The organism is Pseudomonas sp. (assembly GCF_030147005.1).
Lineage (GTDB): Bacteria > Pseudomonadota > Gammaproteobacteria > Pseudomonadales > Pseudomonadaceae > Aquipseudomonas.
On record NZ_JASLAW010000144.1, the window covers coordinates 13,714 to 27,894 of the forward strand.

At 60.2% G+C, this 14,181-nt stretch carries 13 protein-coding genes; 7 read left to right on the forward strand and 6 right to left on the reverse strand.

The annotated features are described in order from the left end of the window. Positions 1-35 precede the first annotated feature (35 nt). The gene (locus Q1V60_RS13350) at positions 36-1,268 is read left to right on the forward strand and encodes a winged helix-turn-helix domain-containing protein (protein ID WP_300631050.1); all 1,233 of its coding nucleotides are present in this window, start codon (positions 36-38) and stop codon (positions 1,266-1,268) included. Positions 1,269-1,395: 127 nt separating this feature from the next. Here Q1V60_RS13350 and Q1V60_RS13355 read toward each other — a convergent pair whose 3' ends face one another. After that, positions 1,396-2,742 carry a class II 3-deoxy-7-phosphoheptulonate synthase gene (locus tag Q1V60_RS13355; protein WP_300631052.1) on the reverse strand — a complete coding sequence of 449 codons (1,347 nt, stop codon included), beginning with the start codon at positions 2,740-2,742 and terminating at the stop codon, positions 1,396-1,398. A gap of 125 nt (positions 2,743-2,867) precedes the next feature. Between Q1V60_RS13355 and Q1V60_RS13360 the strand changes: the two genes are divergently transcribed. After that, entirely contained in the window at positions 2,868-3,623 is a 756-nt protein-coding gene (locus Q1V60_RS13360; RefSeq protein WP_300631054.1) for a spermidine synthase, read from the forward strand. On the opposite strand, the gene Q1V60_RS13365 is transcribed toward Q1V60_RS13360, so the two are convergent. Then, positions 3,598-3,810 carry a hypothetical protein gene (locus Q1V60_RS13365; RefSeq protein ID WP_300631056.1) on the reverse strand — a complete coding sequence of 71 codons (213 nt, stop codon included), beginning with the start codon at positions 3,808-3,810 and terminating at the stop codon, positions 3,598-3,600. The genes Q1V60_RS13360 and Q1V60_RS13365 overlap by 26 nt on opposite strands. Before the next feature lie 422 nt (positions 3,811-4,232). Between Q1V60_RS13365 and Q1V60_RS13370 the strand changes: the two genes are divergently transcribed. Next, a complete protein-coding gene (locus tag Q1V60_RS13370) occupies positions 4,233-5,906 on the forward strand; it encodes a DEAD/DEAH box helicase (protein WP_065872724.1) in 1,674 nt (557 codons plus the stop codon). A gap of 194 nt (positions 5,907-6,100) precedes the next feature. Here Q1V60_RS13370 and Q1V60_RS13375 read toward each other — a convergent pair whose 3' ends face one another. Continuing rightward, complete coding sequence (locus tag Q1V60_RS13375; protein WP_300631061.1) at positions 6,101-6,868, reverse strand: class III extradiol ring-cleavage dioxygenase; 768 nt, start codon at positions 6,866-6,868, stop codon at positions 6,101-6,103. 102 nt (positions 6,869-6,970) lie between these two features. On the opposite strand from Q1V60_RS13375, the gene Q1V60_RS13380 reads away from it, so the two are divergent. Beyond that, on the forward strand, positions 6,971-7,627 hold the full coding sequence (locus Q1V60_RS13380) for a thiopurine S-methyltransferase (protein ID WP_300631063.1): 657 nt from the start codon (positions 6,971-6,973) through the stop codon (positions 7,625-7,627). Between the two features lie 58 nt (positions 7,628-7,685). On the opposite strand, the gene htpX is transcribed toward Q1V60_RS13380, so the two are convergent. Further along, on the reverse strand, positions 7,686-8,573 hold the full coding sequence (gene htpX, locus Q1V60_RS13385; RefSeq protein WP_065885152.1) for a protease HtpX: 888 nt from the start codon (positions 8,571-8,573) through the stop codon (positions 7,686-7,688). Between the two features lie 303 nt (positions 8,574-8,876). Beyond that, on the reverse strand, positions 8,877-10,088 hold the full coding sequence (locus tag Q1V60_RS13390; RefSeq protein ID WP_057722784.1) for a pyridoxal phosphate-dependent aminotransferase: 1,212 nt from the start codon (positions 10,086-10,088) through the stop codon (positions 8,877-8,879). Positions 10,089-10,290: 202 nt separating this feature from the next. Here Q1V60_RS13390 and msrB point away from each other — a divergent pair, with 202 nt between their 5' ends. The 3 genes from msrB (at position 10,291) to Q1V60_RS13405 (ending at position 11,798) form a co-directional block, all read left to right on the forward strand. Next, positions 10,291-10,683 (forward strand): peptide-methionine (R)-S-oxide reductase MsrB, encoded by a 393-nt coding sequence (gene msrB, locus Q1V60_RS13395; RefSeq protein WP_300631068.1) that lies wholly within the window; start codon positions 10,291-10,293, stop codon positions 10,681-10,683. Between the two features lie 144 nt (positions 10,684-10,827). Next, positions 10,828-11,313, forward strand: coding sequence for a glutathione peroxidase (locus Q1V60_RS13400; protein WP_300631070.1), 486 nt, complete (start codon positions 10,828-10,830; stop codon positions 11,311-11,313). Further along, positions 11,310-11,798 (forward strand): MarR family transcriptional regulator, encoded by a 489-nt coding sequence (locus Q1V60_RS13405; RefSeq protein WP_300631072.1) that lies wholly within the window; start codon positions 11,310-11,312, stop codon positions 11,796-11,798. Before Q1V60_RS13400 ends, Q1V60_RS13405 begins: the two co-directional genes overlap by 4 nt. Here the strand turns inward: Q1V60_RS13405 and Q1V60_RS13410 are convergent. Next, positions 11,752-14,061, reverse strand: coding sequence for a response regulator (locus Q1V60_RS13410; RefSeq protein ID WP_300631074.1), 2,310 nt, complete (start codon positions 14,059-14,061; stop codon positions 11,752-11,754). The two genes, Q1V60_RS13405 and Q1V60_RS13410, sit on opposite strands and share 47 nt — an antisense overlap. Between the last annotated feature and the right edge of the window lie 120 nt (positions 14,062-14,181).

The window sequence follows — 14,181 nt, forward strand, 5'->3', positions numbered from 1 at the left end:
AGTAGGGTAGGACGCGCGCATTCAAGGAGCTAACCATGCCCGCCGTCGTCCTCTCCTTTTCCCTCAAGCAAGCACGACGCATGGCGCTGGCAGCCCAGGGGTTTTCCGGGCGCCAGCCGCCGGCACAGGTAAAAGCTGCGCACCTCAACCGTTTGATCGAGCGCCTCGGTGTGCTGCAGATCGACTCGGTCAACGCCGTGGTCCGGTCCCATTACCTGCCGCTGTTTTCTCGGCTGGGCAATTACTGCCCCCTGATTCTCGAGCAGGCCGCCTGGAGCCAGGGGCGACGGCGTTCGTTGTTTGAATATTGGGGGCACGAAGCCTCGTTGCTGCCCATGGCGATGTACCCCTTGATGCGCTGGCGCATGGAGCGGGCCAAACAGGGTCAGGGGATTTACGCGCAGATGGCGCGATTCGGGCGTGAGCGGCAGGATACTGTCCGGCGCGTTCTGCGGGCCGTCGAAGAGCAGGGCGCATTGGGCGCGGGCAGCCTGTCGACCCGTGAGGAGCGTGCCGGGCCCTGGTGGGATTGGAGCGAGGAGAAACATGCGCTGGAATGGTTGTTCGCTGCCGGCCTGGTCACTGTGGCGGGGCGGCGTGGGTTTGAACGCCTCTATGATTTGCCCGAACGGGTGCTCCCAGCCGAGATCCTTCAAGCCAACGTGGGCGAAGCCGAGGCCCAGCGGGGCTTGTTGTTGCACAGCGCAACTGCGTTAGGCGTGGCCACTGAAAAAGACCTGCGCGATTACTTCCGCCTCGATCCCGTCGACAGTCGCCAGCGCCTGGCCGAATTGGTCGAGGATGGGCGATTGCTGGGCTGCCAGGTGCAAGGCTGGAAGCATCTGGCATATTGCCTGCCGGAACCCAAGGTGCCACGCAACGTGCCGGCCAGCGCATTGCTGTCGCCCTTTGATTCGTTGATCTGGGAACGTGCCCGTACCGAGCGCCTGTTCGACTTCCGTTATCGGCTGGAAATTTACACCCCACAACACAAGCGCGTGTATGGCTACTACGTGCTGCCGTTTTTGCACAATGAGCGCATCGCTGCGCGCATTGATTTGCGCGCCGAGCGGGCCAACGGCTGCCTGGCCGTGCATGCGGTGCACGAGGAAGAGCCGGGCCTGGATGAACAAGGGATGTTGGCGCTGGCGCTTAATCTGCGGCAGATGGCCGACTGGTTGGGGCTGCAACAGATCCAGCTTAATTGCCAGCGGCCGAGTGCCGCGCGGTTACGGTTGGCGATGCTGCATGTGGATGCGGGTTTTTAGAGCGCCATCGGGCATCGGTATCTACACCACTCCGGGGCGGCGTTGAACTGTGGCGAGGGAGCTTGCTTGCATGGCGCCTGCCAGGCCGTCTCGCAGGCAAGCCAGCCCCCCACATTAGGCAACAACCTCAGCGCTTGACCTGTTTCAAGGTTTCGGCAATCAGAAACGCCAGTTCCAGCGACTGATCGGCGTTCATCCGCGGGTCGCAGTGGGTGTGATAGCGGTCCGACAAACCGTCCTCGGTGATCGGTCGTGCGCCACCGATGCATTCGGTGACGTTCTGCCCGGTCATCTCGATATGAATGCCGCCGGCGTAGCTGCCTTCTGCCTGGTGTACCTGGAAGAACTCCTTCACTTCGCCGAGGATCTGCGCAAAGTCGCGGGTCTTATAACCGCTGCTGGCCTTAATGGTGTTGCCATGCATGGGGTCGGAGCTCCACAGCACTTGCTTGCCTTCGCGCTGCACGGCGCGAATCAGCGCTGGCAGGTGGTCGCCGACCTTATTGGCGCCCATGCGTGCAATCAGGTTCAAGCGGCCAGGGTCGTTGTCCGGGTTAAGGATGTCGATCAGGCGGATCAGGTCGTCCGGGTTCATGCTCGGGCCGACCTTGACCCCGATCGGGTTGTTCACCCCGCGCAGAAACTCGACGTGGGCGCCATCCAGCTGACGGGTACGGTCGCCAATCCAGAGCATATGGGCCGAGCAGTCGTAGTAGTCGTTGGTCAGGCTGTCACGACGCACGAAGGCTTCTTCATAGTTGAGCAGCAACGCTTCGTGCGCGGTGAAGAAACTGGTCTCGCGCAGTTGCGGCGAATCGTCCATGCCGCAGGCACGCATGAAGGCCAGGGTCTCGTCAATGCGGTCGGCCAGTTGGCTGTACTTCTCGGCCAGCGCGGAGTTGGCAATAAAGTCCAGGTTCCACTTATGCACCTGGTGCAGGTCGGCAAAGCCGCCCTGGGCAAAGGCACGCAGCAGGTTGAGGGTGGCGGTGGACTGGTGGTAGCTCTGCAGCAGGCGGTCCGGGTCGGGCACGCGGCTCTTTTCGTCGAAGCCGATGCCATTGACGATATCGCCGCGGTAGGCGGGCAGAGTGATGCCGTTGATGGTTTCATCGTTGGACGAGCGCGGCTTGGCGAACTGGCCGGCCATGCGCCCGACTTTCACCACCGGGCAGCCAGCGGCGAAGGTCATGACGATCGCCATCTGCAGCAGCACTTTGAAAGTGTCGCGGATTTTTGCGGCGGAAAACTCGGCAAAGCTCTCGGCGCAGTCACCGCCTTGCAGCAGGAAGGCGCGCCCTTGGGTCACTTCGGCAAACTGACGACGCAATTCGCGGGCTTCCCCGGCGAACACCAGCGGCGGGTAACTGGCCAGGCTCTGTTCCACTTGCAGCAGGTGCGCGGCATCCGGGTACCGGGGTTGTTGCTGGATCGGCAGGGCACGCCAGCTGTCGGGGCTCCAGGGTTGGCTCATCATGCACTCGTTGGTTAGGTTGACGTAAGGGTGTCAATGTTAGCAGCAATTAGTGCGTGACCTGCTGCCGTCGCTTGGCCGACAATCGCGCACTTTGCCCTGCAGTAAACCCGTTAGGAGTAGTGATGAGCGAGGAGCGTGTCGAGCACCTGCTGGCCGAAGTCCATGATGATTTCGGCATGATTCGCGTGCTGGAAGTGGCCGATTACCGGTTCCTCGAATTTGGCGATGCCATCGAGCAAAGTTGCGTGTTCACTGCCGACCCGAGCTGGCTGGAGTACGACTACACCCGTGCCATGTTGATCGGTGCGTTGTGCCATGAGCAGCCGGAGAGTGCGCTGTTCCTCGGCCTGGGCGCCGGCACGCTGACCCAGGCATGTCTCAAGTTCCTGACGCTTGAGGACGTCGAAGCCATCGAGCTGCGCCCCGACGTACCGCGCCTGGCGATTGAATATCTGGGGCTGGACGATGATCCGCGCCTGTATATCCGAATCGGCGATGCCCTGGAGTTGCTCGGCAGCGCCGAACCGGCCGACCTGATCTTCGTCGACCTCTACACCGATGTGGGGCCTGGCGTCGGCCACCTGGCCTGGACTTTCCTCGAAAACTGCCAGAAGAAGCTCAACCCCGGCGGCTGGCTGGTGATCAACCAGTGGGCCACCGACGATGGCAAGCCGCTGGGCGCGGCGTTGTTGCGTGGGTTGTATCACCGGCATTACTGGGAACTGCCGGTGAAGGAGGGCAACGTGATTCTGCTGGTGCCTCCGGAGCTGGATCAGGAACTGGACCTGGACGCGCTTTCCATACGGGCTGAAGTGCTGGCGCCTCGTTTGGGGTATTCGTTGCAAGCGTTGATCAAGGCGATTCGGCCGGCCACATAGGCGCCTGTGCCGGCGCCATCGCGGCCAAGCCTGGGCGCTCGAGCGGGCAACGTGTCGCCTGTGGCCAGCGAGAAAGCTCCCTCGCCACGGTAAAGCGCTCCTTCTCAACTGTCGCTCGGTCCAGCCCCGGCAACAGGATATTGGCCTGGAGTTCACGGGTGACGCGGCGGGTGCCGGCTTGATTCATCGGGTGTGCCCCCTGACGTGGACAGGGTTTCAGACCAAAGGGCCGGCCTGGACAGGTGAACCGTTTAAGCGTGATGACCAACAGGGCCGGGCGTTTGAAAAACAGACCCTGGCGCACTTATCTGAAAAGGCTGTGACACAGGGCGTTTTATCGGTGCTTTGCGATAAAAAAAGCTCCCTTTTTCAGCTATTTCCGGTATAGTGCGCGCCGGCCTTTAACCGGGCCGCGTTTAGGTAGCGCAATTCCCCGAAGTCAGCTTCGGCTGCACGTCCGCACAGCGGACTCTTCCTTGACGAATCTTTTTCATTCATTCGTTTTCGCAAATCCCCGCCGACAAAGCAGCCAGGGCGACTCTTGAGTCTCAACACGGCATGCGCAGCTTTGGAGCATGGGTCTTTGCGGATGCACTTAGAGGCAGACCCATGACCCAGGAAACCGGCGGCTTCGCCGCTTTTAATCTTAATCCGAACATTCTCGCCGCTGTCATTGCGACTGGCTACGAAGAACCTTCGGCTATTCAGCAGCAATCGATCCCGATCATCATGGCCGGCCAGGACATGATTGGCCAAGCGCAAACCGGTACCGGTAAAACCGCCGCGTTCGCCCTGCCTATCCTGCACTGCATCGATCCTGCCAAGCGCGAACCGCAAGCCCTGATCCTGGCGCCAACCCGTGAGTTGGCGCTGCAAGTAGCAACCGCTTTCGAAACCTACGCCAAGCAAATGCCAGGTGTAACCGTTGTGGCCGTTTACGGCGGCGCGCCTATGGGCCCACAACTGAAAGCTATCCGTAACGGCGCACAGATTGTTGTCGCCACCCCGGGCCGTCTGTGCGACCACCTGCGTCGTGACGAGAAAGTCCTGTCGACCGTGAACCACCTGGTTCTCGACGAAGCCGACGAAATGTTGAAACTGGGCTTCATGGATGACCTGGAAGTCATCTTCAAGGCACTGCCACCGACCCGTCAGACCGTGCTGTTCTCGGCCACTCTGCCGCAGTCGATCCGTGCCATTGCCGAACGCCACCTGCGCGATCCGCAACACGTGAAGATCCAGACCAAGACCCAGACCGTTACCGCGATCGAACAGGCTCACCTGTTGGTTCACGCTGACCAGAAGACCTCGGCTGTATTGAGCCTGCTGGAAGTCGAAGACTTCGACGCGCTGATCATGTTCGTGCGCACCAAGCAAGCGACCCTGGACCTGGCCAGTGCCCTGGAAGCCAAAGGCTACAAAGCCGCTGCGCTGAACGGTGACATCGCCCAGAACCAACGTGAGCGCGTGATCGACTCCCTCAAGGATGGCCGTCTGGACATCGTTGTGGCGACCGACGTTGCTGCTCGTGGCCTCGACGTTCCACGTATCACCCACGTGTTCAACGTTGATATGCCTTACGATCCAGAGTCCTATGTTCACCGTATCGGCCGTACCGGCCGTGCCGGTCGCGAAGGTCGTGCACTGCTGCTGGTCACCCCGCGTGAGCGCCGCATGCTGCAAGTCATCGAGCGTGTAACCGGTCAGAAAGTTGCCGAAGTGCGTCTGCCGGATGCCCAGGCCGTTCTCGATGCCCGCATCAAGAAACTGACCAACAGCCTGTCGCCATTGGTTGCCGATGCTGAATCGACCCACGGCGAGCTGCTGGACCGCCTGACCGCCGATATCGGTTGCACCCCGCGTGCCCTGGCTGCAGCGTTGCTGCGCAAAGCCACCAACGGTCAGGCCCTGACCCTGGCTGCAATCGAGAAAGAACGCCCATTGGTACCGAACAACGCGCCACGCGGTGATCGTCCAGAGCGTACCGGCGACCGTCCAGACCGTGGTGATCGTGAGCGTCGTGCTCCGGTTCCATTGGCCGAAGGTCGTGCTCGTTGCCGTACTGCGCTGGGTGCGCGTGACGGTATCGCTGCCAAGAACCTGCTGGGCGCTATCCTCAACGAGGGTGGCCTGGCACGTGAAGCCATCGGTCGCATCCAGGTCCGTGACAGCTTCTCCCTGGTGGAGCTGCCGGAAGACGGTCTGGAAAAATTGCTGACCAAGCTGAAAGATACACGCGTTGCCGGCAAGCAGTTGAAGCTGCGTCGCTACCGCGAAGATTGATCTGCCTGCGGGCTGATTGATCGCACATAAAAAATCCCCGACTGGTTCGGGGATTTTTTTTGCCTGTCAGTGCTGGATCAACACTCGATCAACGTGTGGGAGCGGGCTTGCTCGCGAATGCGGCGTGTCAGTCAACTAATCTATTGATTGATCCAGCGCATTCGAGCAAGCCCGCTCCGCCATTTACAATCGCGTCAGCCAAATCGATAGATGTCCATTCCAAGGGCGCCCAGGGTGAAGCCCTGGTGCGCCACGCTGAAATCGCCTCCCGCGCTGCGTGCGAAGTACAGCGGCAACAAGTGCTCATCGCTTGGATGGCTGCGAACGGCATGGGGCGCCTGGCGGCGATAGTCGTGCAGGGCGGCTTCATCACGGGCAGCAAGCTTGTCCACCACCCAGTCGCGAAACTCGCGCGCCCATGGCTCGATGCTGTCCGGCCCGGCACGCCAGTCCAGTTCGCCCAGGTTATGGGTGATGCTGCCGGAACCGATCAACAATACACCTTGCTCACGCAGGCCAGCGAGTGCCTGCCCGACCCGGGTCTGCAGGGCTGGGCCCATGCGGCTGGGCAACGACACTTGCACCACCGGGATATCCGCCGCCGGGTACATCAGCGACAGTGGCACCCAGGCACCGTGGTCGAAGGGGCGGCGCTCGTCGACGCCCGCGTCCAAGCCATCGGCGTTAAGCAGTTCGACAATTTCTGCCGCCAGTCGTGGGGCGCCCGGCGCTGGGTACTGCACGGCAAACAGCTCGCGAGGGAAACCACCGAAGTCATGCCAGGTCTCGGGTGCGGCGCTGCCGCTGACCAGCAACCCCTGACTTTCCCAATGCGCCGATACCACCACAATCGCCTTCGGGCGGGGCAGCTCGGCGGCCAGGCGTTGCAACGCCGGGCCGCTGGCGCCGGGTTGCAGGGCGAGCATGGGCGAGCCGTGGGAGATAAACAGGCTGGGGAGCATAAGAGGGTTCCTGAGCGTTAACATAGGGCCATCTTTAATCAGATCATCGATCTAAATCTAATATAAGTTTTAGCGCGGTTTGATCGAATTTTCGGGTGGTTTATGGAACCTAAGTTTTGGCAGGAGCGTTGGGCGCGCAACCAGATCGGCTTTCATTTGCCCGAGGTTAACCCTTACCTGCAGCGGCATTGGTCGCAACTGGGAGTGGCGGGCGGGGCCAAGGTGCTGGTACCGCTGTGTGGTAAAAGCCTGGATCTGGTATGGCTGGCCAGTCAGGGCTATCGCGTGATGGGCGTGGAGTTGTCCGAGCAGGCGGTTGAAGCGTTCTTCAGCGAGCAGGGGCTGCTGCCGCAGGTCAGTCAACGTGACGGCTTCAAGGTGTACCAGACGAGCCTGATCGAAGTGTGGTGCGGGGATTTCTTTTCCCTCAACGCACAGGCAGTCGCTGATTGCAGCGCGTTGTATGACCGTGCAGCGTTGATCGCGTTGCCCCCGTTGATGCGGGCGCAATATACCGAACGCCTCAATGCCCTGCTGGCCCGTGGCTGCAAAGGCCTGTTGATTACGCTCGATTACGACCAGGTACAAAAGGCCGGGCCGCCGTTTGCGGTAGGCGATGATGAAGTGCGCGTGCTGTTCGGCGAACACTGGGCGTTGGACAGGCTCGAAGAGCAGGACATTTTGGGCGAAAGCTGGAAGTTTGTTCAGGCAGGCGTCACCCGCCTTGAAGAGCGGGTTTACCGGTTGACCAGGGCCTGAATCGCGCCCACAAAAAAAGGGGCGATCCAATCGCCCCTTTTCGGCTTGCCCAGTCGTATCAGCCGCGACGACGCAATGCGTCAATCCGCTCTTCCAGTGGTGGGTGGCTCATGAACATCCGCGCCAGACCCTGCTTGATGCCGCCGTTGATACCGAAGGCGGTCAGGCTGTCCGGCATATGCACCGGCAGGCCTTGTTCGGAGCGCAAGCGTTGCAGTGCGCCGATCATCGCGCTGGTGCCCGCCAGGCGTGCGCCGGCTTCGTCTGCGCGGAACTCACGTTTACGCGAGAACCACATCACGATGGCGCTTGCCAGGAAGCCCAGCACCAGTTCGGCGAAGATGGTCGCCACGAAGTAGGCGATACCGCGGCCTTCTTCGTTCTTGAAGATTACCTTGTCGACGAAGTTGCCGATGATCCGTGCAAAGAACATCACGAAGGTGTTCACCACGCCCTGTACCAGTGCGAGGGTGACCATGTCGCCGTTGGCCACGTGGCCGATCTCGTGCGCCAGCACCGCTTTGACTTCGTCCGGCGAAAACCGCTCCAGCAGGCCCTGGCTGACGGCTACCAGCGCGTCGTTCTTGTTCCAGCCGGTGGCAAAGGCGTTGGCCTCATAAGCGGGGAAAATCCCCACCTCGGGCATTTTGATGCCTGCTTCTTGTGACAACTGCTCCACGGTTTGCATCAGCCATTGTTCATGGCGAGTGCGTGGTTGAGTGATGATTTGGGTGCTGGTGCTCATTTTCGCCATCCACTTGGAGATGAACAGCGAGAACAGCGAGCCGGCAAAACCGAAGACCGCACAGAAAATCAGCAGCTGATTGAGGTTCAGATCAACCCCATTGGCCGCCATGAACCCATTGAAGCCAAAAAGGCTCAGGGTGACGCTGGCAATCAGTACGACTGCCAGGTTAGTGGCCAAGAACAGCAGGATGCGCATCATGGTTGTAGAGTTCTCCTCATGCTTAATATGTCGCTTACTGCGGGGTATATAAGGTGCGGCATGGGGTGATTCAACCGAGCGACTATTTCAAACTGTGTCCTACAGCAAGAATGTAGCGCGTTGAAGGGATTTTCCCACAACAATTGCCCTTGCCGGTTAGCCGTCAAGCCTGTCGCACCCCCGTCAACACTAGGGCAGGGCGGCTGGCACGGTGCTATCGCCGTGCTCAAGCCGCTAATACCAGAGAAGTGTTGCCAGATAATCGCTGTACGACCAAATGAAGGTCATACGGCATTATTTCCGTTACTGGCGATAGGACTTCAGGAAATTGCCGATGCGACCGATCGCCATATCCAGCTCATCCACGCGCGGCAAGGTCACCACGCGGAAGTGATCCGGCCACGGCCAGTTGAACGCGGTGCCTTGCACCACCAGAAGCTTTTCCGACAGCAGCAGGTCGAGGACGAACTTCTCGTCGTTGAGGATCGGGCAGACCTTCGGATCGATCCGCGGGAAAGCGTACAACGCTCCCATGGGTTTCACGCAGCTGACGCCCGGGATCGCGTTGAGCAACTCCCAGGTGCGGTTACGTTGCTCCAGCAGACGCCCTTGAGGCAGTACCAGGTCGTTGATGCTCTGGTAGCCGCCGAGGGCGGTCTGGATCGCGTGCTGGCTCGGCACATTGGCGCACAGGCGCATGTTGGCCAGCATGTCGATGCCTTCGATATAGCTCTGGGCGTTGTGCTTGGGCCCGGAAATGGCGATCCAGCCGGAGCGGAACCCCGCCACGCGGTAGGACTTGGACAGACCGTTGAAGGTCAGGCACAGCAAGTCGGGCGCCAGGGAAGCGGTGCACACGTGAACGGCGTCATCGTAGAGGATCTTGTCGTAGATCTCGTCGGAGAACACCACAAGGTTGTGTTGGCGCGCCAGTTCGAGCATGCCCAGCAGCACTTCCTTGGAGTACACGGCGCCTGTGGGGTTGTTCGGGTTGATGATCACCAGGGCCTTGGTGTTCGGGGTGATCTTGGCCTTGATATCGGCAAGGTCAGGGAACCAGTCGGCCCCTTCGTCGCACAGATAGTGCACCGGGTGGCCGCCCGCCAAGGTCACGGCAGCGGTCCACAACGGGTAATCCGGAGCCGGCACCAGCACTTCGTCGCCGTTGTTGAGCAAGGCCTGCAGGGACATCACAATCAGTTCGGACACGCCATTGCCCAGGTAGATGTCTTCGATACCGACACCTTCCACCTGCTTCTGCTGGTAATACTGCATCACCGCCTTACGCGCGCTGAACAGGCCCTTGGAGTCGCTGTAGCCTTGGGCCGTGGGCAGGTTGCGGATCACGTCCTGGAGGATTTCGTCCGGCGCTTCGAAACCAAAGGGCGCCGGGTTGCCGATGTTCAGCTTGAGGATGCGATGGCCTTCCTCTTCCAGGCGTTTGGCGTGCTTGAGCACCGGGCCGCGAATGTCGTAGCAGACGTTGGCGAGCTTGTTCGATTTGCTGACCTGCATGGCGATGTGATCCTGAAAATGAACGATCCAGACGGCGTGTGCACTACCGTACTGTGAATCCTGCGCGGCCCGCACCTTTAAATACGTTTGAATGCCGGTGGCGCGGGTGCCAGACTGGCGTTTTGAAGAGGCGCAATCATACGTGCCGCCTGATCCATGGAAAAGACACAGATCAGGGTTTTTCAGTTGCCGAGGTGTACCAATGGAAAAGCTGCAGAAAACCGTTGATGAATGGAAAGCCATGCTCGATCCGGAGCAGTACAACGTGTGCCGCCTCAAGGGGACCGAGCGACCGTTCAGCGGCAAATATAACGACATCAAGACCGATGGCGTGTACCACTGCGTTTGCTGCAATGAACCGTTGTTCGATTCCAGGGCCAAGTTTGACTCGGGCTGCGGCTGGCCCAGCTTTTATGAGCCGATTGCCGACAGTGCGATGGTCGAGATCCGGGATGTCAGCCACGGCATGATCCGCACCGAAGTTACCTGTGCCAAATGCGACGCGCACCTGGGGCATGTGTTCCCGGACGGCCCTCCACCGACCGGCTTGCGCTATTGCATCAACTCGGTGTGCCTGGACCTGGTGCCGCGCTAGGTCCGATGCGGGAGGGGGCAGGTCCCTCCCGCAGCTGCACGCGCCGCAAAAGACTGATCGCCTGTCATCATTGTGATCAATTCAATTGCACACAATTGAATTGATCGCTACGTTCCCTGTTTCCCCTTTAACAGAGAAACTGCCATGAGCGACGACCTGCTGAGCATCCCTTGCACCACCATCCGGGGTGAGCAAAAGACCTTGGCCGATTTCGCCGGCAAGGCCATTCTGGTGGTCAACACTGCCAGCAAGTGCGGATTCACCCCGCAGTACAAAGGCCTGGAGCACCTCTGGCAGCAATACAAGGACCAGGGCCTGGTGGTGCTGGGCTTTCCGTGCAATCAGTTCGGCAAGCAGGAGCCGGGCAACGAAGGCGCGATAGCCGAGTTCTGTGAGTTGAACTTCGGCGTCAGTTTTCCCTTGTTCAAAAAAATCGACGTCAATGGCAGCGATGCCCACCCGTTGTTCGTGCAGCTGAAAAAACAGGCGCCGGGACTGCTGGGTTCGAAGAATATCAAGTGGAATTTCACCAAGTTCCTCATCGGGCGTGACGGTAAGCAGGTCAAGCGTTTTGCACCCACCACCAAGCCTCAGGACCTGAGCCAAGAGATCGAAGCGCTGCTCAAATGAGTGATGCCATCGTATCCCTGGCGCTGGACGACCAGTTGTGTTTCAAACTCTACGCGGCGTCACGCGCCATGACCCGCGCTTACAAGCCGATGCTCGACTCATTGGGCCTGACCTATCCGCAATATGTGGTGATGCTGGTGTTATGGGAATGGCATCACACGCCTGTAGCGCTGCCGACGGTCAAGGCCTTGGGCGAGCGGCTGATGTTGGATTCAGGCACGCTGACGCCATTGCTCAAGCGCCTTGAGCAGTTGGGCCTGGTCGGGCGCCGGCGCAGTTCCCGGGATGAGCGTGAAGTGCACTTGAGCCTGAGCGAGGTCGGCGTGCAGCTGCGCGACCTGGCCCACGCGTTGAAAGCCCGTTTGCTGTGCGACAGCGGCGTCGAGCTGAATCAGGCCAATGCCTTGCGCGACGGGCTCGACCAATTGCTGGCGCAAGTCAGAGTTTTGTCGCCTCAGGCACCCAGAGGTCAAGCAGGCCCTTGAGCTCTTCACGGCGAAACGGCTTGGCCAGGTAGTCATTCATCCCCGCTGCACGGCAACGCTCACGTTCTTCGGACAGGGCGTTAGCGGTCAAGGCGACGATCGGCAGGTCCGGCCAGCGACCGCTCTGGCGAATCTGCCGGCTGGCCTCGTAGCCATTCATGACGGGCATGTTGCAGTCCATCAACACCAGATCGAAACGCTGGTCCTCAAGACACTTGAGGGCTTCGCCGCCATGGGCGGCCACAACCACCTCGCAGCCGAGCTTGCTGAGCATGCCCTTGGCCACCAGTTGATTGACCGGGTTGTCCTCCACCAGCAGGATGCGCGCGCGATGGCTGAGGGGCGCGGCGTCGACTTGGACCGGGTCCGGGATCGGTTGCGTGTCGCTGCGCAAATTACGCTGCAGGATCTGGTATAGCGCGTTACGGCTCAACGGGCGAGCTTGTTGCTGCAGCGGTGCCAGGGCCGCGACTTCTTCGCCGGGCATGAAATTGCCATAGGCGGTCACTACCAGAATCGGCGCGGTAATGCCCGGCCTCAGGCGGAACAGGCACTCCGGGCAGTCGGTGATCAACAGGTCGGGCTGCTGTCCGCTCAGGTCGTCTTCCATGGAGTAGCAACGCGGCGTTAAACCCCAATGGGGCAGCAGGTTCGTGAGCAATTCTCCCAGGCCGCTGCTTTGGTTGGTAATGACGATCACATCCCCCGCCAATGGTATTTGAGCTACCACCGGCAGGTGGGGGGGCAACGGTAGGTCGACGCAGAACTGGCTGCCGAAGCCGACCTCCGAACTGATGCTCATGCGGCCCTGCATGGCTTCGCACAGGTTATGGGTCAACGCGAGCCCCAGGCCCGTGCCGCCAAATTGGCGCGTGATACCGGCGCCGGCCTGGGTAAACGGCTGGAAAATCTTGACCTGGGCATCCTGGGCAATGCCGATACCGGTATCACAGACTTCAATGCGTACCCCGTCGCCGTGTTGGCTCAGGCGCACATCCACGCGGCCGAAACGGGTGAACTTCAAGGCATTGGACAGCAGGTTGCTGACGATTTGCCGTACCCGCGTCGAGTCGCCAATCACTTGGGCAGGAAACAGCGGGTCGATCAGGCAGGTCAGTTCCACGCTGGGCGCGGCGTTTTGCGACAACAGGTTGGCGGTATCCTCCACCAGTGAGCCGAGGTCGAACGGGATACGCTCAAGCTCCAGTTGACCCGCGTCGAACTTGGACAGGTCGAGGATATCGTTGAGCAACTCCACCAGGACCTTGCCGGAGTCGTGGGCGATGGACAGCTGCTGGCGCTGCTCGGCGTTGAGCGTGCTGTCCAGCGACAGGGCAATCATGCCCAGCAGGCCATTGAGCGGGGTGCGGATTTCATGGCTCATATTGGCCAAAAACGCCGCGCGAGCCTGGGCCATGTTCAGGGCGGTCAATCGCGCAGCTTCCAGCTCATCATTGAACTGGCTCAGGCGTTGGTTGCTGGTCTTGAGCTCAAGGGTGCGCGCAGAAACGATGTCTTCCAGTTGGCCCAGATATTCGGTGAGGCGATCTTCGGCATGGCGACGCTGCTGAATTTCGGTTTCCATGTTTTCGAATTGCTGGTTGGCAACGTTGACCAACACGCCGATTTCGTCATGCTCATGCCCCGGGGGGCAGTCCAGGCGCGCCTGTTTGCGCGTGCTCAACGCTCGAATGATGCGCACCAGCGGCTGGGTGAGCATGACGTAGAACAAGCCCAGCAAGATCCCGGTCAGCAGCAGGCTGCGAACAAAGCCGTTGAGCAAAGTGACCTCGGCGCGGCGCAGGAAGCGGCTGCCGAACGCGTAGGTATCTACATCAAGACGCAGCACGCCAAGGGAATCGTTGGGCATATGGCTGAGGTACAGGCGGTCTTCAAATTGGCGGTTGGCGCCAAACAGAAAATCACTGACAGGCCGATAATGGCTTTCCTTGCGCGGCCGGTCGACGTCGGCCAGCACCACACCGTTGTTGTCGATCAACTGTGCGCGGACGATGGCGGGGGAGTGCAGCAGGCCGAGGGTCAGTTCCTGGGCGAGTTCGGCATCAATGTTATAGGCGATGCGCGAGGCAGGATTATGGCTGATTTCGATCAGCGAGCGTATTTCACGGTTGATGGATGCGTCTTCACTGGCATAATCAATGCCGATTTGGATAAAACTGAGCAAGGTTCCCAAGACGAAACCTACCAGCACAGTCAATCTGGCTTGTTTATAAGACAAGCGGTGGGCGAACTTGATATCCATCGAGTGTTGAACCACTTCACGTTCCCTTCGCCCGGCAAGCATAGCTGAACATCCACCAGCGCTGACTTGCCCGGCATGAATCGATTTTCTTGACGCAGCCTTGTGCGGTCTGCCACAGGG

Excerpts from the sequence above, each read along its gene's own strand:
- htpX (WP_065885152.1), bottom strand. The coding sequence starts at position 8,573 with ATGATGCGCATCCTGCTGTTCTTGGCCACTAACCTGGCAGTCGTACTG.
- Q1V60_RS13400 (WP_300631070.1), top strand. The coding sequence starts at position 10,828 with ATGAGCGACGACCTGCTGAGCATCCCTTGCACCACCATCCGGGGTGAG.
- Q1V60_RS13365 (WP_300631056.1), bottom strand. The coding sequence starts at position 3,810 with ATGAATCAAGCCGGCACCCGCCGCGTCACCCGTGAACTCCAGGCCAAT.
- msrB (WP_300631068.1), top strand. The coding sequence starts at position 10,291 with ATGGAAAAGCTGCAGAAAACCGTTGATGAATGGAAAGCCATGCTCGAT.
- Q1V60_RS13360 (WP_300631054.1), top strand. The coding sequence starts at position 2,868 with ATGAGCGAGGAGCGTGTCGAGCACCTGCTGGCCGAAGTCCATGATGAT.
- Q1V60_RS13370 (WP_065872724.1), top strand. The coding sequence starts at position 4,233 with ATGACCCAGGAAACCGGCGGCTTCGCCGCTTTTAATCTTAATCCGAAC.
- Q1V60_RS13380 (WP_300631063.1), top strand. The coding sequence starts at position 6,971 with ATGGAACCTAAGTTTTGGCAGGAGCGTTGGGCGCGCAACCAGATCGGC.
- Q1V60_RS13410 (WP_300631074.1), bottom strand. The coding sequence starts at position 14,061 with ATGGATATCAAGTTCGCCCACCGCTTGTCTTATAAACAAGCCAGATTG.
- Q1V60_RS13350 (WP_300631050.1), top strand. The coding sequence starts at position 36 with ATGCCCGCCGTCGTCCTCTCCTTTTCCCTCAAGCAAGCACGACGCATG.
- Q1V60_RS13390 (WP_057722784.1), bottom strand. The coding sequence starts at position 10,088 with ATGCAGGTCAGCAAATCGAACAAGCTCGCCAACGTCTGCTACGACATT.
- Q1V60_RS13355 (WP_300631052.1), bottom strand. The coding sequence starts at position 2,742 with ATGAGCCAACCCTGGAGCCCCGACAGCTGGCGTGCCCTGCCGATCCAG.
- Q1V60_RS13405 (WP_300631072.1), top strand. The coding sequence starts at position 11,310 with ATGAGTGATGCCATCGTATCCCTGGCGCTGGACGACCAGTTGTGTTTC.
- Q1V60_RS13375 (WP_300631061.1), bottom strand. The coding sequence starts at position 6,868 with ATGCTCCCCAGCCTGTTTATCTCCCACGGCTCGCCCATGCTCGCCCTG.